This window comes from Zobellia alginiliquefaciens, from assembly GCF_029323795.1.
Taxonomy (GTDB): Bacteria; Bacteroidota; Bacteroidia; order Flavobacteriales; family Flavobacteriaceae; genus Zobellia; species Zobellia alginiliquefaciens.
Map to the genome: position 1 here is coordinate 3,589,091 of NZ_CP119758.1, position 21,376 is coordinate 3,610,466.

Below are 21,376 nucleotides of genomic sequence, written 5' to 3' on the forward strand. Positions count from 1 at the left end.
GGGTTATGGGATTTAAAAAAGTGGAGAATGGGTTCCGGTAAAGAACTGTTGAAAGAAAGAGTTCTACTTTTAAAATTGACTTCTCAGTTGTAATTTTTCTTTAGTATAAGCCAGCTTTATTCTTCTGTTGCGGGCATTATCATCAATAGAGGTTTGAGATATGAGCTTTTTATATTTCTTAAAAAACCCAATTTGTTAAAGTTTTAAATGGGCTAAAAAATACTCCGATTCGGCGTTTAAAATACTCAACCGTTAATTTTCTTTGTCTTAAAACCTTATACTTACCTAATTGTAAATACTTCTTTTGCAGGCATTTTATTAAAATGTAGCGTATGGAAAATATGGTATCAGGTAATTTTAATTCGGTTAAATTCCTCGGGAGTAAAAGATACTATTTGAGCTTGTTCCCTATATTTTTCATATGTTTTTTTCTAAGGGCTAGCCCTCACTTTGATAATAGAGCCGCTATTGATTTAAGGGAAAGTGTCTTTGGGTATAATGCATTACAAAAAAGGGATTTACCAGGTATAGTTTCGCAAGTAAGCTCTAATGTAGAAACAGCGGTCCTTCTAGTATTGAAATAGGATACGCTCCGCAAGGAAGAGCAGCGGGAGTACAGGTTTCTCAAAAGTTGTGATTCTGGAGCAGGTGTAAACGTATTCGTAGCACTAACTGAAACCTTAGGAAAACGATAATTATTAAAAAAAAATAAAATGAGTGTATTAGCAAAAAATAAAAGACAAATTAGCTATATCTATAGTTCAGAATCGGATTTGGGCAGAAAAGTTCTGGGGTATGTTGAGGGAATTGAGAAAAAAATCCGGACTGTAGATATTTCTAGAGAAAACCTCGGGAACACCATATGGACAGAGATATCAGAAATGCTGGGGATGCCATTTGAAGACTTCCTGGCAACGGAACATCCGAGCGCTCCAGAAATAGTTAAAGAAGGTAGTTTTGATACTACGGGCTGGTTGAAGATTCTGGATAAGAACCCTTTTCTTTTGCAAAAACCTATCGCAATCTTAAATAACAGGGCTAAATTAATAGAATCTCGAGCCGATATCCTTTCATTTTACGGTGTTGATTCTGCGGGATTGGAACAGAGTCCTTCAGAGGGTGGTCCCGAAATCTCTTCGAAAACCGAAAAGGAAACATTCGTACCTGAAATAAAAAAGAAAGGTTCAATGGATTGAGGGTATGATGCCCAAAGTATATAGAGCTTATCATAAATTTAATATCAATGCAGTCTACAATGCCACTGGAAAACGAGTGAAGGACTTGCCGATTACCTTGGATAAGGTGCTATAAAAGTTAGGTTTAAGGGTATAGGTTTACTTCGGAAAAATGACGCATTTAGATTGGGATTTATATCTGTCATTACACCAACTCATTAGGCTAAAATTGATATTCTTAGAGCACCCTTTTTATTTTAAATAGTGTTGTATTTGTATAACATTAGTTTAACATAAAAAATTTAACCATGATAAATAACTTATTTCTTTTATATGTAGACACGTTTGCATTACAAGGTTCTATTGCTAACAATTTTATGCTCGACTCCAATTTTTTTATAACCATCTTATCCGGAGTTATATTGGCTTTGGTGTTTCAGATAATTCTTACTGCAATTTCTGTGGCCGCTGGAGTCACTTCTATAGGCAACCTGAAGAGCAGTTATGCAGAATCCAAAGCAAAAGTCAGTGAAAACGAGCAAGATGAGAATGACACGATTAATGCCGGGGTGAAATATACCTCACTATTCGGAATATGGAGTCTGGTAACTACTAGTATAGCTTTATTTGGCGCAACGGCCTTGGCCTTGAATATTAGCACTATGGAATCGTCGGCTTCCAACATTACTACAGCTCTGGTTATTTGGGGTCTGTTTTTTCTAATATTATTCTACCTAGAGACCCGTATTGTAGGTTCATTGCTAGGTAATCTTGTTACTACTATAACCAATGGATTCCGAAATAGTGCAAGCGCCATTACCTCTATGTTTGAGACAAAACCTTATCAGAAAGTTGATAATATTTTAGACCATACGATAGACAAAGTGCGTTCTGAGTTTGATAATGGAATGGATTCTGATACCGTTAATTCGGTCATTGACCACTTTTTTAGTAGAATAGATGAACGAACTCCAAATCTGGATACGATAAAGAAAGATTTGGAAGATATTGCGAAAGAATCCAAATCCGAGAATTCTACTGGTAAATGGATGGCCATACAACAGATGGTAACCAGTGCTATTTCTGAAAATAGCAAAAGCCCTGACGCCGATAAGCAATCCAAAGCTCAAAAACTTAAAGAAGCAGTCACTGTTATTAGTGAAAATTTTGACCAAGCAGATAGTCGGGAAGAGGGTGTTAAAAACGTGGTTGAAGAATTTACCTCTTTAGATAAAAAGGAAATTGATACTAGGAGTCAGAAAATTAAGGACTACATTTCCAATGCCACTCCAGAAGATTTGTCCGCAGATAAATTGGGAACACTTCTTAAAGGAGCGATTAATCATCCAAAAATGATTAAGGCAATTTTAAAAGATCAAACAAGTGGGTTGGATAGGGAAAATATAATTAATATTCTATCCAACAACAGCAATCTGAATAAAGAAGATATCCGCGATTATGCCGACAAGATTGAAAACCTTTTCAAAACCGTAAGCAATCAGGTGAATCAGGCGAGCGGTGATGAGCTATTAAATAAAGTGAGTTCTAAGGTAACGGCGTATTTCACTGGAGCAGACTCAGGTAGTTCTTTTGAACTTAAAGATTTAGGAAGAAAAGTGCAAAATGCTGTATATAATCCCAATAAAAGTTTGGCAGATATCAAGAGTCAATTGGCCTCTTTGGATCTTGAGACCGTAAAAAAATATATTTCCGATAACAAGTATGTTGAAGAAAGTCAGGTTGACGATGTAATAAACTCAATTACGAGTGCTAAAGAACAGCTTGCTGGTAAGGTGGAAAAAATAGAAGAGGAAGCTCTTAAGCGTGTCAAGAAAATAGAGCGAAAAGCGGTTATCAAAGCAGAGCATGCAAGAGAAACAGCTATGTCTGCAGCGTGGTGGCTAGTTCTAACAACCATATTATCTGCTGTAGCAGCTATGGTAGGTAGCGTAGTAACAATAAGTTAGGCATTTGCCTGCATTTAGGAATGCCAGACAATCTTTGTTTGTCTAGATATATCATAATGCCCTATCCGCACCGATACATTGGGAGGAATTAGCTTCAAAGTTGAAATCACAACAATTTCTACGAAAGCATATCCCAAAGATCGGAGCGAAAGGGCATTTGTTTTGCTCACTTACCAAAATTCTAGCTTATAATGGCGATTGCACTAAGCCCAGTAGGTGCAAATAATTATGAATACAATTAGAAAAGAATGGGGTAAGAGATACCGGATGAACAAATATTTTTTGTTTGAACCGTGTTCGAAAAGAAAATCTTTATAGTGCAACAAAAAAAGGAGCTATTGTAAAATAGCTCCTAATTGATTAATAAAGTATTGACTATTAAGCCAAATCTTCAAGTGACTTGATTTTATTTAAATCAGTTCTAATTTTTAATTTTTGATCGCGTATGAGAGCAGCTATTGATGCGGGCAGTGTAGTATCGTCCAAAACCTCGTCATATTCTTCTATAGCGGCTTTGTCCCCTCTAATGGCTTCTTCCAACATAGATTCATCATTATCGGCAGAAAAGAGTGCTTTAATGTCCATCCATGCTCTATGTATGTTACCAGTAAAACTACTATTGTCATCAATAGAATCATAACTGGCTATCATTTCCGTTTTCAGCGCATTGTTGAATTGGGCGCGTTCACGCGACTTATTTTCAAAATAGGCTTTTAGATTTGGGCTATCTGCATTCTCGGCCGCTTTTTTAAAGCCTTTTTCGGCATCTCTATTTTTCTCTAATATCTCTTCTAATTGATCAACTAACTTGTCATATTTTGTTTCCATGATATTCTAATTTTATTTGGGTTAATAAAAGTAAAGTTGCTGTTTTTGCAGGATATTTCTTGCTACAAAAGCGAATAAAAGTGACCTTAAAGATAAACCGTTATGATGGTTTAGAAGTTACCACTAGAACGGATATAAAAAAATCCGTAGAACCTTAAATAGTATGGGGTATAGTAAAGGAGCCCGACCCCGGTGGTAAATACCGATACTTAAACAGGGGAGGAGGTCATCGAAAAATATTAGCAACTTCTTAAGTTATTTTAAGAAAATACTCACACTTCGTGGCATGCCCTTTGCTTAACCGGAAATGAATTTGTAATACACACATTTCTTGTTCAAAACATATTTGAATTCTAATAATCTAAAAAAACAGAAAATGAAAAGACACAGTTCAAGTACAAAAACGTACTTTTTTTCCGCTTTGATCGCATTGACTGTGAGTGTCGGTGTCATTGGCGGACAAAAGTATCTATCAGATGAAAAAAGTGATACCGTTGCACTACAAAAGGTGGAAGGGGTCAATGGAAAGCACGTACTCTATACGGCAGATAAAGAAGGAAATATTACACCTCTGGATTTTACGGATACCTCTGAAAAGGTATTGGATGCCGTGGTACATATCAAAGCCACACAATCGCAGTCCGTTGGGAACAAACAGGGAATGCCCCGCGAACTTCCCGACCCTTTTAAGCAATTTTTTGGGGATCGCTTTCAAATGCCGGAAGGTGGTATGCAGCAACGACCCCAAGTCGGTTCGGGCTCAGGGGTTATCATCAATGAAAAAGGATATATCGTAACTAATAACCATGTAATAGATAATGCCCAAGAATTGGAAGTTACCTTGCACAATAATGAAACTTATGAAGCTACGGTAATCGGTACCGATCCAACTACGGACTTGGCGTTGATACAGATCAAAGCCGATAACCTTAAATCTATTTCCTTGGTCAACTCCGACGATGTCGAAATCGGCGAATGGGTACTGGCCATCGGGAACCCGTTTAGCCTCACTTCTACCGTTACTGCAGGTATCGTTAGTGCCAAGGCACGTAATATTAATATCAATAAAGAGCAATTTGCGGTAGAGAGTTTTATTCAGACCGATGCGGCCATCAACCCGGGAAATAGTGGTGGTGCTTTGGTCAATTTAGAAGGAAACCTTGTGGGTATTAACACTGCTATTGCCAGCAAGACCGGAAGCTATAGTGGGTACGGATTCGCTGTTCCCAGCAATATCGTTACTAAAGTGGTAGAAGACCTACTCAAATATGGAGGTGTACAGCGTGGAATGCTCGGAGTGAGCATCCGTACCATGGACGGTAGTATGGCAAAAGAAAAGAACATGGATTTCGTGCATGGAGTCTGGATCGAAAACGTAGGCGAAAATAGTGCTGCGGATAAAGCGGGCATGAAGGCTGGAGATGTTTTGGTGAAAATCGATGATATTAGGGTTACTACTTCGCCTAGATTACAAGAAATTGTGGCTCAGCATAGACCCGGTGACCAACTAGATGTGGTCGTGAACCGTGGCGGAAAAGAGGTGGAACTTAAGGTTACCCTTGAAAATGCTAACGGTACTACCGACATGATCAAAAAGGAAAACAAGGAAGTATTGAATTTCCTGGGTGCTGATTTCGAGACTGTTGATAAGGCGACCGCCAAGAAATTGGGTATCGATGGTGGTGTTAAAATCAAAAATCTATATGCAGGGCAATTGCGCCAACAGACCCAAATACGCACCGGATTTATTATTACCCATATTGATGGTAAAAAGGTAACCGATGTCAAAGATGTGGTCGCAACCCTTGAAAGTAAAGAAGGCGGGGTTATGCTGGAAGGTGTCTATGAAGATGCTCCAGGTAAAAAATACTACGCTTTCGGAGTGAGCTAATTTTAAGTTGGTTAGTTGTTTATGTGGGAAGCCCCGCCGGAAAATTTCTGGTGGGGTTTCTTTTTTCAGAAGCACTAATTGTTTCAATAGTTCATGAACAACTCCTTATTTGAAACTATAACACCGATTGCAGCTAAATATTCGACTTAATAGTTCTTAGCTACTAATAAACATATTATGGTATGAGCCTTCTGCTATAGAAACTTCATGATTTCCACTCCAAAAAAATCAAAATTTAAAACTAACCGCCAGACTCGTCGCTTCCTCGCCGAAAGGAGTCCTTTCTATTTTCGGATATACACTCAGTGAGCTGTCTTTGCGTTTGTGCAGTTCCGGTACTAAATATCCAGTTAAGGCACCCAGGGTATAGCCCAGCACAATATCTGTCAAAAAATGTTTTCCGGCCTTTAAACGGAAATAGGAAACCCCTACGGGTATGGCGAAAGCGGCCGTCCAAAAATAGGGACGTAATGGTGAATCGGGATTAAAGTCCGCATATACTTTCGCTGCGAAAAAGAGTGCGGTGGCCGTTGCGGCTACATGACCGGAATAGAACGAACGCTTGCTGTTCTTGCGCATTCGCCTGCCCATTGGGGCTTCTTCACTATAAGTCAAGGGTCGGGCCCTGTTGGTCAGTCCGGCCGTAATGGTAAACAAGGCGGATGTGGTGGAAAGACTTTCAATGTACAACCCTAATACTTGTGCTGAATGGTTATTGGCCCTTTTATCGAACAAAAGGGCGAAGGGCACGGCAAAGGAACCGTAAAATGGGTATTCACTAATTAAATCGGCATTTTTGTCATAATTACCAGCGGCCCAGCGATCGAGTACGAAAACGTCATTTTTTTCTAAATCGTTGAGTTCAGCCTCGGTAAAATCTTTCTTTTCCCTTCCAATTAAAAGCCCTCCGGCGGTGCCTCCGAATCCGGCGGCGAGCCATGGGCCATCTATTTTCCAGTTCCATTCATAGGGGGAATCCGATGTTTGTGCTCTTACCTCTAACGATAGGAACACGACGCTGAGCAAAAAATATAATGTAAGACGTTGCATGAATTTGTTTGATGGCAAGATGGGCGATTTCATACACTAAGGCTGCTGTAATTGCGGAAAATAATATCGCTAAAAAATAGAAAATCGGTTTTTATAGGGGCAAAGGAAGGGGTATCTGGTTATTGCCCAAAGGTTCAGAAATGTACTCAAAAAGATGCTTTATAATCCTATTTGTAGCTGGTCGAATTTTTTCATTTCTAATTTATCTTTACACTGGCAATTAAAGACTTAGAAAAATATACAAGCCAAGCGTCATCGTTATTGGTTATGATGATTGTGGGTGGAGCCATTGTACCTATTGTTAACAGGGCGGTTGTAGATGAAGTTGGTATTCAAATGTCCTTTTTGGTGCCTATGTTATGTTACGTATACCTTATTTTTTATGGATTAACAGGGTACAAGGTAAAACTGATAAAAAGCTGAATCTACTGAATGAAATGTGGTGAAAGAAAGAATATGGGACTGTTTAATTGATTTAAATCCCTGCACTCCCAGTGCGAAGGGATTACTAGTTTAAAACCTCTGACCACCATTCTTTCTTGGGGTAGTCTTTACCAAGTTGAAAACGTACGCCTATTTTAGGAAGGATGTAGGGTAACTGTTTTTCATTGGCAGTTTTGGTAAAACGAACTACGGGATCCGTCCATCCATGCGGAGCCAATCTAAAAGCGCCCCAATGAATGGGCATGGTAATTTGGGCGTTTACATCCAATCCGGCTTGTACGGTTTCTTCGGGCATCATATGAATATTACTCCAAGCTTCATTATACTGTCCACATTCCAACATGGCAAAATCAAAAGGACCTAGTTTATCGCCTATTTCCTTAAAATGGGGTCCATAACCACCATCGCCGCTAAAGTAAATTGTGGTAGTATCGGATTTTATGGCCCAACTGGCCCATTGGGTAGCATCGCGGTCAGTAAGTCCACGTCCTGAAAAATGGCGTGAAGGTGCTGCGGTATATTGAACGCCGGCCAAATTTGTGTCTTCCCACCAATCTAGTTCCGTGATTTTTTTAGCCGAAATATCCCATGATTTAAGGTGCGAACCAACCCCCAATGGAACGATAAAATGTTTTACATCGTCTTTTATTTTTTTAATAGTTGGATAATCTAAATGGTCATAATGGTCGTGTGATATAATAACTACATCAATATTCGTTAATTGATCTAGGGGAATCGGTTTTTGATAGGCAAAACGTTTGGTGCCAAAAGGAAGTGGAGAGGCAACGTCACCTAACATAGGGTCAATAAGAATTCGTTTGCCCTGCAATTCTACGAGAAAAGCGGAATGTCCAAACCATGTTATGTGCGTTAGACTGTCAGTAGCTTGCACGGACTCTTTTAAGAAGGCAACAGGCAATGGTTTATGTGGGTTTTTAGTATCGTTAAATAACATTTCCGGCATTTTCTGCATTGCTTTCCAAATATTGCCAGGGCTTGTTTCAATTTCATTGACAAATACGTCTTCACTATAATTTTGGGAGTTTTGAATACGCTTCAAATCCTCTCCCACAGGTCGTTGCCCTATTTGTGGACTTGTATTTACAAAAATAGTGGCGGCAATAATTAAGAATACTATAATCGAAAGAATTGAAATGAATAGATACTTAATAATTTTTTTTAGAATTTTTAGCATGGTAACATGGATTGGTTTGTTTACTGGGTAATTAGTATTCTTTCGTTAAAGGATTTAAATCGATATAATATAATGAGCAGCCATAATGCGTATTGAATAATTGAAGAATTGGTTTTTAAAATCTTTGTATACGACAGTTCAGGGTGTAATGTAGCATATTGCTCAATTGTCTATTTTTCTGGATCACAAAATACGGAAAAGCTAAGACTGGTTCCGTGTTTTAATTTTTTAGTTGGATTAGGAAATAGAGATTAACATATAGATTAAGCCTTTCTATTCATCAAATTTTATAAAAATGTAGTTAACGAGATAAATAAGTATCGGTTTTCTTATACTATTAATGCATCTTTTCGTAGATTTTGTCGGTAAATAATATCCGTTGTTTACCACGTAAATTAAAGCCAAGCCATATATGGTTACAATTAAGAATGTTTACTTTTTTTTTCTCCTGTTCTCAACCACATTGAGTGCTCAATTTAACACTTTAAAATTCGAAAATTTTGAGACACCGGAAGGCTTATCAAGTAGTACCTGCTCAGAAATATTTCAAGATAAAGAGGGTTTTTTATGGTTTGGAACCATAGACGGACTCAATAGATATAATGGGTATGAATTTGAAATTTTCAGGTCGGTTTTAAATGACCCTACATCTATTAGTAACAATAGGGTCAATACCATTACCGAAGATAAATTTGGTAGAATATGGGTAGGGACGAATAACGGCTTAAACGTTTATGATAGGCAGACCAATAAATTTACGCTTATAGATCTGTACGGTCCTTTGTCATTATCCAGCAGTCCTAGAAAGATAATTAACGATGTGGTCTATGACCTAACGGGGAATGCAATATGGGTAGCTACACAAAACGGAGCTATAAAAATTAATTTAGGGGAATCCGATTATTTGCAGAACCTTAAAATTTCTTATTACCTAAATGACACTTCAAACAATCGTTCTTTAGACAATAATCAGGTAAACACCATTCTTACCGCAGCCAATAATGAATTATGGATTACTACCGATGGTCAACATCTCAACCGGTACGACCGCTCTAAGGACGATTTTGACCGAGTGTTTATCCAAAGTGAAAGACCCTATGAGCTTAACCATATTCCTAAGAGGGTATTTATAGATGACGAGGGCGATTTTTTGATTGGTAACGACCTGTCCAATATGATTATTTGGAAGAGAGATAAAAATGAATTCAGGCACTTTTCTTTGGCGAATTCCCATATTCCGGTCAGTAACATCTACCAAGATGATACGGGTATTTTATGGTTGTCTACGGATGGTGAAGGTATCTTTTTATACGATAAGAAAACGGATCAAATAACAAGACAAATCGTTAATAATCTTTTTGATCCTTTTTCCTTGGCCAATGATAAACCCTCTATAATTTATGAGGACCGTAGCGGCATTTTATGGATTGGCAGTTATGATAAAGGGGTGAGTAAGTTAGATCCTTCTAAATATTCTTTTGGTCACTATTATTACCAGCCGAACAATGAAAAAGGACTTAGTGAGAAAATAATACAATCCGTGCTAGAAGATGCAAAAGGGCGAATTTGGTTGGGAGCGTATAATGGAGGCCTTAATTTGTTCGATGAAAAAAATGAATCGTACAGGCATTATAATCATGTAGCAGGAAACAATAATTCGCTTTCTTCCGATAAAATACTTTACACATTTGAGTCGTCTAACGGAAAAATTTGGATCTGTACCCTAGATGGCGGTCTCAATAGTTTTGATTCGGAAACGGAGGTTTTTGAACAGTATCAACACAGTGCTAATAATCCGCAATCTATTGACCAGAATTCCGTGTGGGCGGGAACCGAGGATTCTCAAAATAGAATATGGCTTGGTTTACGAACGGAAGGCCTGAATATTTTAGACCCTAGAACGGAGACTTTTTATACCTATAAGAACACCGTCATTAAAGATATTGGGTTAACTAGTAATATAATTTTATATCTGTTTGTTGATTCAAAAGAACGTTTATTAATAGGAACTACACTAGGGTTGAACGTGGTGGAACTAAATAACTTAAAAGAGTTTGCACCAGAGGAAATTGATTTTGGGAGAGTCAACGAAAAAGGGGTTGAAGGCAATAGGATCAATTATATAACACAAGATCACAAAGATAATATTTGGTTGGGTACAGATTCTGGGATTTTTGTACTCAATAAAGAGTTAAAGCCAATAAAGTCATATTCCTCGCTAGATGGGCTGCCCAATAACCTGGTGGTGGGGCTTGAGGAGGATGACAATCATAATTTTTGGATTACCACAAAAAGTGGATTGTCCTTTCTTGATCCTGAAAAGGACGAGATTAGGAACTTTAATGCTCATGATGGATTGCAAGGTTCCGAGTTTCAGACAAAATCCATAGAAAAAACAATGGATGGCCGCATATTGGCGGGCGGTATTAACGGATTTAATATTTTTCACCCAGATCATATTAAGCTACCGGAAGCTGTTAAACTTAAACCTTTAATTACCGACTTTAAACTTAACAATAAAAAGATTGTAAAAGGCGATTCATTAAACGGACGTGTGCTTATAAAAGACGATTTAGACGCTGGTAAAAACATCAAATTAAAATATGATGAAAATTATATTTCTTTTGAGTTTGTCTCCCTTTACTTTGAAAATCCAGAACAGGTCCAATATGCTTATAAGATGCACGGACTTGATGATAATTTTGTTCAAATAGGCAACAATAGGGTAGTAAATCATTCCAACCTTCAGCCGGGCGACTATATTTTTGAAGTGAAAGCTTCTGTTGATGGCAAATGGGCAGAGGCGGGCACTACCCAATTGAACATAGAGATTTTACCCCCTTTCTGGAAAACCTGGTGGATGTATACCCTGTATGCAATTGCGGGCGGACTTATTTTATGGGTGATTATGAATTACTACACGCAAAAAGTAAGGGAAGATCAGCAACACGAGCTGGATCAGATGAAACTACAATTTTTTGTAAATGTTTCCCATGAGTTCAGAACACCGTTAACTTTAATTTTGAATCCGGTAGACAAGATACTTTCGAGTATTAATGAGTCTAGTCCCATGATGAATTCTGCACAAACGATTCAGCGGAGTGCCAGAAGATTGTTACACTTGGTAAATCAGTTGTTGGACTATAGGAAGATGGATGTAGGAATGATGCCTTTACAATTAGAGAAAGGGAACATTGTTAAGTTTTCCGAAGACATTTTCATGCTCTTTAAAGGTTTGGCCGATCAAAAGGAATTGAATTATACTTTTAGTGCAGATTCGGAAACAATATTGGCTCATTTTGATTTGGACAAAGTGGAGAAAATAATTACCAATTTAATCTCAAATGCCATAAAGTTTACACCGCAGGAAGGAACAATAACGGTTTCCATTCATAAGGTCACACAAAAGGTAAAAACCTACGATTCTGTTTTTTTCTATAAAGAAAAAATGGGTGATTATGTAGAGATAATAGTTGAGGACAGCGGTAGAGGGTTGGATAAGGTACAGTTGAAAAACATCTTTTCTAGGTTCTATAATCTAGACCCTTCAAAAACAGGAACAGGTATTGGACTGAACTTTAGCAAGGCCCTAGTTGAAATGCATGGGGGAGATATATCCGTTGAAAGTCAGTTTAAAAAAGGCAGTAAGTTTATAGTGAAGTTACCATTGAACTTAGATAAAGAAGCTGCCGGTACCGAGAACATAAAGAATGAGTTCCGAATCAACTCCATGAAAGCCGTGGAATATGAAATGCTTACGACCAATGAGTTGGTGACACGAAAAGATTTTAAGGAGCAAGTTGAGGATAAGAACCGCCCAACCGTACTTGTAGTGGAAGATAATAAAGAACTGCGAACCCATTTGGTAAATGACTTGATGGAGTTTTACCAAGTGAAGCAAGCTGCCAACGGCGAGAAAGGGCTAAAGATGGCTAAGAAACATTTGCCGGATATTATTATTAGCGATGTAATGATGCCTATAATGGATGGTTTTGAACTTTGTAAAGCCGTTAAGAGCGAATTTGAAACCTGTCATATTCCGGTACTTCTTTTAACGGCGAAAAGTTTAGATGATGATAAGGTTGAGGGGTATGATAGTGGGGCGGACGGTTATCTTTCAAAACCTTTTGTAACACGCGTTTTGATTGCCCGAATTAATAACCTGCTGGAAACCAAGAAAAGATTGCGCCAGAGATTTTCAGAAATAGGAGGTATTATTCCGGCCAGTGAGGTTACCACCAACAATATTGATGAGGTGTTTTTAGATAAGGTCACAAAGACTATTTTGGACAATGTGGGTGATATGGACTTTAAGCAAGAAGACCTTCTTAAAGAATTAGGCATTGGAAGGTCTCAGCTATACCGAAAAATTAACTCATTAACGGGCAATAATCCCAGTCATTTTATGCGTACCGTGCGATTGCGTAAAGCTTCTGAACTTTTAAAGGAGAATCAATATTCCATAAAGGAGATTTCGTATATGACCGGTTTCAATTCTACGGCATACTTCAGTAAAACATTCCGGGAACTTTTTGATGTTACCCCTACGGAGTTTATAGAAAAGCAAGAAACTGAATAGAAATAAAAAAAGCAGCTGTATATAAATACAACTGCTTTTCAGCTCAACTAACTCAAAACTAAATAAACGATTTTCTCGTATAGAACGAAAGCTTTTACCACCCTGGGTTTTGATTTAAAGCCGGGTTAAGCTCTATTTGATTCGTTGGAATAGGATCAACATAATTTTTAATAGTCCAATTTCTGTTACCTGCCGGATCTAGGATTAGGGCACCAGGTTTAGTTGATGCAATACCTTGGTAAGTAGAAGGACTTTGTTCCGTTTGTGTCAATCCGTAAGGAAATGCTCCAGCAACATAAATAGGGTTTCCTGGGTCTAGAGGGTTTTCCGCTGTCTCAAACTCTGTTCCAGCAATATAATTAAGACATACATTTTTATTCAAAGTCTCAATAGCTACATTCCAGCGTTTTAAGTCATCGAAACGGAAATTTTCACCATCTAATTCAATAGCACGTTCACGACGTATTTCACCTAACATATTCAAATCGGGATACGGTGCGATTAGTGCATTTGATAATGGGGCAACCCCTGAGCGTTCTCTGATTTTGTTAATAGAGATATTAAGGTCGCCATCTGAGATAGTACCACCATTCATTTCGCAAACTGCTTCTGCATAAATAAGCAGAACTTCTGCTAGACGTATTAGGGGGTAGTTATAAGATTCTTCCCTTGTTTCTCTTAATCTATATTCAGTGGTAAATTTTCTACCTTGATATCCTACGTTTCTTGCACCACCGGGAGATGTCAATTGAGGTACATATATATAATCAAAAGTAATTCCACTATCTTCAAAAGCAACACCATATTGCGCACCTCCACCGTTAGTGTTTGAACCCCATCCCCAATACTGCTCTAAAGGCTCTTTTATAAAACTTTTTAGCCTAAAATCACGATTTTGAAATTCTGATGACATTTCATCATACCCTTCAAAAACGGCAGAATGTTGAACCGGTAAACCATCGGTACAAAGATACATATCCATGAGTTTTCTAGTTGGACTGATTGGTTTTGCATGGGTAAGGTTTTGATTTATTTTTCGTAATGTGAAATCGTAAACCGTTTGGAAAATAAATTCTTTATTATCAGCTTTTGAAAGACCGGCAGGGTTTGATCCACCATCTTCTAGGTTGAATAAGTAGAAGAGATGGTCTTCACCGATGGCATTACGATAATCCCATAATTCAAAAGCACCACTATCCATAACCTCTTTGGCTGCTTGTTTTGCTTGTGAAAACATGTCAGCAATACTCGGGTAATTAGCTGGTACAGTAGAACCGGCACCTTCACTTGTTCCATCACCATCGGTAGCTGTGCCTACGTATTTTTCCCATGTCGCTTCATAAAGCAAAACACGTGCTTTAAATGATTTGGCAGCTTCTAGGGTTACTTTTCCTTGCTTATCGTCGGTCAATTGGTTTTGTGAAGGTAAATCCGCTATCGCAACTTCTAAGTCGCTTAGAATTTGTGCTATAACTTCGTATCGGCTATTTCGAGCACCATAAAACTCCATAATATCTTCATCTGAATCCAGACTAAATGCTTCGGTAGCCAATGGGACACCGCCAAATCGTTTTAGTAGAGTAAAGTGATGCCAAGCTCTAAAAAAATATGCGGTGGCAACAGGTTCTGCTATATCGGCCATATCACCTGTGTAGGCCTCAGCCTTTTCTATAAGTTGATTTGGTGCTCGTAAATAGGTGTAATTGTCTTCCCAGATATCATCGGTGGTTGGGGTAATCGTGTTGCCCTGACCATATAAAGGGTCTCCTGAAATATTACCCGATAAATCTGATGATTCATCTCCATATTCGAAGCCCAGTCTCGTATAAAAGAAATTTGCTGCACTGGTGAATTGTTCAGGTGTTTCATAATAGACCACTTCACTTAGCGAATCTTGTGGTACTTGTTCTAAATAGTCGTCACATCCGCCTAAAAAGACCACCACTAAAAGCAGAGCTAGATATGATACTTGCTGATTTAATTTTTTATTTTTCATTTTATTGATGTTTAGTTTTGTTAGAAAGATACTTCAAGACCTAATAAAACAGTCGATGTATAAGGCACGGTATTACCTTGACTGGCACTACTGCCCATTTCCGGGTCCATGCCATCTTTTACATTTGAAATTACGAATAGGTCGTTTCCGGTTACCGAGAGGCGTACTCTATCAAACCCTGACTGCCCTAAAACTTCTTGAGGTAAAGAATAACCCAAAGTCAACACTTTGGCTCTTAAGTATGAGGCTTTTATAACATTTATATCGTTGGTGTGGCCGTAGTTCCAGTTTTTTCTTTGACCATTATAAAAACTCGCAGGGTAATCTGCGTTCGGGTTGTCTGCGGTCCACGTGGTGTCTAAGAAAGCAGAATTTTGGTTTGTCCACCAACTACTAAAAGGATAAGCCAAAGCTCCTTCTCTAACAATGTTTTGCTCTCCTACACCTTGAAAGAATGCACTGAAATCGAACCCTTTGTATTCTAGGCCAAGGTTAATTCCATAACTTTTATGAGGGTTGGCATCACCAAAATATACGAGGTCATCTTGGTTAATTATACCATCCTCATTAACATCAATACGGTTTACGGTACCTGGTACTAAACGGTCTGCACTTCTGTAATTAGGCAGAACTGTACCGGCTTTCATCTCTAACTGATTTTCAGGGTCTACAAAACCATATTGGTTGTAATAGTTTAAAACTTGGTCTTCAGTTTGTAAATAACCATCTGTTTTATAGGTGTAAATGGCATTTAGAGGTTTACCTTCAATAATATTAGCATCTGTTCCACTGGATTTGTTAACCCCTATATTAATAGCTGTGGCGCCTTCCATACGGGTAACCTCGCTTTTACTGTCCCAGACCATAACTCCTATGTTGTATTTTAAATCTCCAATTTGATCACGCCAGTTTAGAGAAACTTCCCAACCATTGGTTTCAAAATCACCACTATTGGTTTTAGGTGCAGAAGCTCCTAGAACTTGTGGATAGGTTATAGGAATTAACATGTCATTATTCTTCCTGTTAAAATATTCAGCGGAACCACTTAAACGGCTATTGAATACTGAAAAATCAACACCATAGTTGGTAGTGGCAACACGCTCCCAAGTTCTTTCAGTAGAGGTAAGCGAGGCAATTCTTGCGGTATTGGCTAAAGCTGGTGTAGCCCCAAAAATTGTGGTACCTGCGGTTATATTTGAAATATAGTCATAAGCGCCTATGCCCGTAACGGAACCTGTTTCACCATAAGAAGCTCGTAACTTTAAGTTGTTGAAGAAACCATCTTTCATAAATTCCATTTCTGATAAACGAATACCTCCTGACGCACTAAAGAAATTTTTCCATCGGTAATCGGGGTGTAGCCTTGAAGAACCATCTCTGCGCCCTAAAGCCTCTAGAAGATAAATTCCATCGTAGTCATAGTTTATTTTACCAATGTAGGATACAAGTCCGACTGCATTACTACCTGAGTTAAAAGTGTTTCCGTTTGCGTCTTTGGGTGACCCGCCATTTACTTGGGTAGTAACATCACCTGTATTTATGTCGTCTAATTCATCTGAGGCCATGTTGGAGCGTGATTGGAAATATCTATACACTTGCTCTTCTTCAGATGTCATACCTAAAAGAAGTCCGATATTATGCTTGCCAAAAGACCTGTTGTAATTTGCTTGCATTACATGGTTTTGAAACATAATTTCTGTTTGGTAAATTTTTACTCCTGAGGTTAACAAGGTGGTGGGCGTAAAACTTACATTGCCTTCCCAGTCATACATGGTTACAGAAGTTGTTCTTTCAGTTTTTCTACCATTACGAGAGCTGAAATTACCATTATATTTAAAAGATAACCCTTTTACATACTTATCTAGATTTATTGTGATTACACCACCTAAGCGAAAAATTTCTTCTTTGTTCTTAATGCGGCCACCTTCATCTAGCTTAGCAAGTAAATTGTTGGCACCAAAAATATCGTAGTATTGACCTTGCGGGTTGTAAAGAGGGAAGAGGTACATATCTTGAACCCCATGACCAACACCTTGGGTCGGCTCGTCTACTAGCCTATTGTCATAAGATACAATAAGTTCTGTCTTAAACATATCACTTATATCATAGGTAAGATTGGTTCTAAAATTGTACTTCTTCGCACCATCGTATACAAAAGATATAGGAGATCTTTCGTTTGCATACCCAATTGAACTTCTATACGTAGCGTTTTCACTACCACCTGAAACAGAAAGGTCATGTCGTTGAGAAAGGGTAGAACCATAAATGGCATCGAACTGGTTTATGTCTTCAAATCTATGGTCTTTACCGAGCCAGAAATAAGAATCAGGGGCCATCGGTAATGTGCCATCTCCGATTGAAACTAACTCTTCTCTAGTAAAAAAGCGATAGTTAGATGCGGCTTGCTGTGTTACACCATCTGTATCTACATAACTGATTCCATCATTGTCTCCAGCTTGCAGCCATAGCTGGGCCCATTCTTGTAGGTTGGCAGTAGGAAAATCATGAGGAATGTTCATTTGTGTTTCCCCCTTATAATTTACTTTTATCTTACCTTGTTTACCCTTTTTAGTGGTCACTAAAATAACACCACCTGCAGCTTTGGTACCGTATATTGCGGCAGCACCATCTTTTAAGACTGAATAAGATTCGATATCATTTGCATTTAAGGTAGCAAGTTGCCATTCTGGTATTTCAAGACCGTCCAATAAGATGAGTGGACCTATATTATTAACCGAAATGTCGCCACGAATTTTTATGTTGGTACCTTCATTACCTGGCCGAGAAGAGGTACGGGTCACAACAACGCCAGGTACTTCACCTTGTAAGGCCAGTGCAGCATTTGAGGTTCCTTTACCTTTCATAATATCTTCACCTTTTACTTGTGTTACAGAACCGGTAAGGGTGGCTTTTTTCTGCGTTCCGAATCCGACGACAATAACTTCATCTAGAGCAGCAACATCAGTAACTAGTGAAACATTGATTGTAGTATTGTTACCAACGGTAATTTCTTGAGAAGCAAACCCAATGGAAGAGAATACGAGTATACTATTGGTAGAAGGAACGTTGATAGAGTAATTCCCGTCAAAATCAGCTGTGGTACCGGTGTTGGTTCCTTTTACGATTACGTTGGCCCCGGGGATTGGTAGGCCGTCTTCTGCACCTATTACAGTACCGCTTATGGTCATGTCTTGAACATCTGTAATGTCCGGAATACTACTACTGCCTGTAGCGGCATATAGTTTAGTACATGTGCCGCTAATAAGAAATGTTAAGATTCCTAAAAGACCGGCCACATACTTCAAGTTGGATCGATAGTTTTTTTCAGTGGTCATAAAAGTGTTATTTAATAGTTTTTGTTGAATTAATTTTCCGATTCATATGAGCTACACACGAGCCGATTAAATTGTTAAGCCAATGTTAAAGAGAATAGAGGCCAGAACCGATAAATTATTATTCAATGACTGTAAACTATTGTTCATTATCAGTTTCAATGGCTTTAAATTAAAATATTGATAAAAATTTCAGTTTATAAAACTGAAATAATGATAGAAAAACCATGCATAGAATAGTTAGGTTTTTAACTAAATATAGCTTGTTTCATTGACAGGAATTTTCAACTTAGAACTATGAAAAAGGTTATGCTCACTTGGGTTGTGCTTTCGCAGCTACTATATTCATTGGTTTTTTGTAGAAAATGTAGGTGATTTGATTTGACTATGGACCAAGAAATTCCATAGGGTATTGTTGCTGACGGAAAAAATCCGTTTAAATTGTAAGAGGTTCAATATCCTTTTAAGATGGCAAAAAGAGAATCGTATCAAAAACACTTAAAATATATGGGTGTGCACATTTTGGGTATGATTTTCGTCCAAAAAAACTGTAAAAGGCCACTATTTTATAGCTTATGCATCATAATTTATGAGTCCTTATTTCCATTCTAGGTAAAATTGTACAGAGAGAAAACCAAGGTGTAAACTACTTCTTAAAAATTCGAAATTTTAGTCTTAGAAGTACTGACCCTTCCGTTTTTCAGCAATCAATAAACCATACTTTAATGAACCTTATTAAGGTTCTAAAATTACTTCAGATGAGAATAAGGCTATCATTAATTTTATTTGTTTCGTTTATACTGTTTTCATGCGCCTCCAAAAAGAAGGAAATTGCTCAATTCTCTCCGGAGAAAGTACTTGACCAGAGTGTAGAGAAAATTAAGGAAGCACAATCTTCAATACAAAACGTAAGTGATTTTCCACGAAATATACCCGAAGGTCAGACCAATTGGGAAATGGTGGGCGCCCGTGATTGGTGTAGTGGTTTTTGGCCTGGTATATTATGGTATGCCTATGAGCACTCTAACGATGCAGGCTTAAAAAGTAATGCTATGAAATCTACCGAAGCGTTAGAAAAGATAGCTTACAGCCCTGCAGAAAACCATGATATTGGATTCATGCTATATTGTAGTTATGGTAACGGATATCGCCTTACCAAAAAAGAAGAATACAAAAAAGTGTTATTGGCTGCTGCGGATACCTTGGCTACTTTATACAACCCAAATGTGGGTAGTATCCTGTCATGGCCTATAAAAAAAGATGAATATGACCACAATACTATTGTGGATAATATGATGAATTTAGAATTGCTTTTTTGGGCAGCGAAGAACGGGGGTAGTAAACATTTGTATGAGTTATCGGAAAGTCACGCTAAAGTAACTATGGATAATTTGGTACGTGATGATGCTTCTATGTTCCACTTAGGTTCTTTTAATGGTGAATCCGGCGAATTTTTGAAAGGTGTTACCCATCAAGGATATGCAGATGATTCTATGTGGGCAAGAGGACAGACATGGGGAATTTACGGTTTTGCCATTGCCTATAGAGAAACGGGAAACAAGGACTTTTTGAACACTTCTATTAAACTTACGGACCATTTTTTAGAGCGTTTGCCAGAAGATGGTATTCCTTATTGGGATTTTGACGACCCAAAAATCCCCAATGCGCCTAAAGATGCATCTGCGGCCGCAATAGCAGCTAGTGGCATGTTAGAACTTGCAGGATTGGTTGAGGATTTGGAACAGAAACAAAAATATACTGAGGCAGCCAAGATTTTGATAGAAAAATTGTCTAACGCTCCTTATTATAGCGGAGATGCCAACCAAGCTCTTCTTTTACATTCTACAGGACATCATCCTAGAAATTCTGAAATAGATGTCCCTATTGTTTATGCCGATTATTACTATATGGAGGCGCTGTTGCGTTTAAAAAAGTTAGAAGCATCGGAATAAATAGATATTGCAGTCAAGATTATTAAATTTATCAAGAACTGTGAATCAACAAATATATTTCAGATGAATAATTTAAAAATTAAAGTAGGATCAATTTTAATGCTGGTGGTCATGACCACGGCCCAAGCTCAAAAAGAAACGGCTGCTGTGTCGTCCTTGCCTAGTGAATTGATTTATAAGGTGGTAGATGGTGATACCTTAAAAATGGAATTCATATATCCCCAAAACATAAAACGCAAGAAAACTTACCCTGCTATTGTTTTCTTTTTTGGAGGCGGATGGAACGGAGGCACGACCAAACAGTTTGAAAATCAAGCCAAATACTTCGCATCAAGAGGTATGATCGGTATTTTGGTGGATTACAGAGTGAAATCCAGACATAAGACTACACCTTTTGAAGCAGTGAGCGATGCAAAATCCGCTATGCGATTTGTAAGAAGTAATGCTGATAGATTTCAGATAGACGATGATAGGATTGTAGCTTCAGGAGGATCTGCAGGAGGACATTTAGCCGCTGCCACCGCCACTTTAACCGGACTGGATGAGACCAGTGATGATATGAATATAAGTTCAGTTCCAAATGCATTGGTATTATTTAACCCTGTCATAGATAATAGTAAAGAGGGGTACGGTTATGATAGAATAGGGGAGCGTTACGTTGAATTCTCACCAATGCATAACATAAAAAAAGGAACACCGCCAACTATAATTTTTCTAGGAAGAAAAGACGCATTGATACCTACAGCCACGGTAGAAAAGTATAAAGCAAAAATGGAAGAGGTAGGAAGCAGATGTGATCTTTTTTTATACAAGGATCAAACCCATGGTTTTTTTAATAAGGATAGAAGTAACGGTGAATTTTATAGAAAAACCACACATGAGGCAGATGTGTTTTTAGAATCGTTAGGGTATATAAAGGGGAAGCCAACAATCTAAATAATATCAATAAGTATCTTGTTACGTAGTA

Annotated in this window: 11 protein-coding genes; 6 read left to right on the forward strand and 5 right to left on the reverse strand. The window is 38.1% G+C overall.

Features of this window, described 5'->3' with window-relative positions; translation table 11 throughout:
• Nucleotides 1-713 precede the first annotated feature (713 nt).
• Both P0077_RS14995 and P0077_RS15000 read left to right on the forward strand, forming a co-directional pair.
• Nucleotides 714-1,196 (forward strand): arsenate reductase family protein, encoded by a 483-nt coding sequence (locus P0077_RS14995; RefSeq protein ID WP_276166021.1) that lies wholly within the window; start codon nt 714-716, stop codon nt 1,194-1,196.
• Nucleotides 1,197-1,483: 287 nt separating this feature from the next.
• Complete coding sequence (locus tag P0077_RS15000) at nt 1,484-3,142, forward strand: hypothetical protein (RefSeq protein ID WP_276166022.1); 1,659 nt, start codon at nt 1,484-1,486, stop codon at nt 3,140-3,142.
• A gap of 378 nt (nt 3,143-3,520) precedes the next feature.
• On the opposite strand, the gene P0077_RS15005 is transcribed toward P0077_RS15000, so the two are convergent.
• Nucleotides 3,521-3,970: a ferritin-like domain-containing protein gene (locus tag P0077_RS15005; protein ID WP_276166023.1), complete on the reverse strand. Its 450-nt coding sequence runs from the start codon at nt 3,968-3,970 to the stop codon at nt 3,521-3,523.
• A gap of 376 nt (nt 3,971-4,346) precedes the next feature.
• On the opposite strand from P0077_RS15005, the gene P0077_RS15010 reads away from it, so the two are divergent.
• A complete protein-coding gene (locus tag P0077_RS15010; RefSeq protein WP_276166024.1) occupies nt 4,347-5,861 on the forward strand; it encodes a Do family serine endopeptidase in 1,515 nt (504 codons plus the stop codon).
• Between the two features lie 228 nt (nt 5,862-6,089).
• Here the strand turns inward: P0077_RS15010 and P0077_RS15015 are convergent, their stop codons facing one another.
• The gene (locus P0077_RS15015; protein ID WP_276166025.1) at nt 6,090-6,875 is read right to left on the reverse strand and encodes a phosphatase PAP2 family protein; all 786 of its coding nucleotides are present in this window, start codon (nt 6,873-6,875) and stop codon (nt 6,090-6,092) included.
• A 544-nt stretch (nt 6,876-7,419) separates the two neighbouring features.
• The gene (locus P0077_RS15020; protein ID WP_276166026.1) at nt 7,420-8,550 is read right to left on the reverse strand and encodes an MBL fold metallo-hydrolase; all 1,131 of its coding nucleotides are present in this window, start codon (nt 8,548-8,550) and stop codon (nt 7,420-7,422) included.
• A 412-nt stretch (nt 8,551-8,962) separates the two neighbouring features.
• On the opposite strand from P0077_RS15020, the gene P0077_RS15025 reads away from it, so the two are divergent.
• Nucleotides 8,963-13,129: a hybrid sensor histidine kinase/response regulator transcription factor gene (locus P0077_RS15025; protein ID WP_276166027.1), complete on the forward strand. Its 4,167-nt coding sequence runs from the start codon at nt 8,963-8,965 to the stop codon at nt 13,127-13,129.
• A 94-nt stretch (nt 13,130-13,223) separates the two neighbouring features.
• On the opposite strand, the gene P0077_RS15030 is transcribed toward P0077_RS15025, so the two are convergent.
• Both P0077_RS15030 and P0077_RS15035 read right to left on the reverse strand, forming a co-directional pair.
• Nucleotides 13,224-15,125 (reverse strand): RagB/SusD family nutrient uptake outer membrane protein, encoded by a 1,902-nt coding sequence (locus tag P0077_RS15030; protein WP_276166028.1) that lies wholly within the window; start codon nt 15,123-15,125, stop codon nt 13,224-13,226.
• A gap of 20 nt (nt 15,126-15,145) precedes the next feature.
• Nucleotides 15,146-18,460: a SusC/RagA family TonB-linked outer membrane protein gene (locus tag P0077_RS15035; RefSeq protein WP_276166029.1), complete on the reverse strand. Its 3,315-nt coding sequence runs from the start codon at nt 18,458-18,460 to the stop codon at nt 15,146-15,148.
• A 755-nt stretch (nt 18,461-19,215) separates the two neighbouring features.
• Between P0077_RS15035 and P0077_RS15040 the strand changes: the two genes are divergently transcribed.
• Both P0077_RS15040 and P0077_RS15045 read left to right on the forward strand, forming a co-directional pair.
• On the forward strand, nt 19,216-20,409 hold the full coding sequence (locus P0077_RS15040; RefSeq protein ID WP_276166030.1) for a glycoside hydrolase family 88 protein: 1,194 nt from the start codon (nt 19,216-19,218) through the stop codon (nt 20,407-20,409).
• 63 nt (nt 20,410-20,472) lie between these two features.
• A complete protein-coding gene (locus P0077_RS15045; protein ID WP_276166031.1) occupies nt 20,473-21,345 on the forward strand; it encodes an alpha/beta hydrolase in 873 nt (290 codons plus the stop codon).
• Nucleotides 21,346-21,376: the final 31 nt, after the last annotated feature.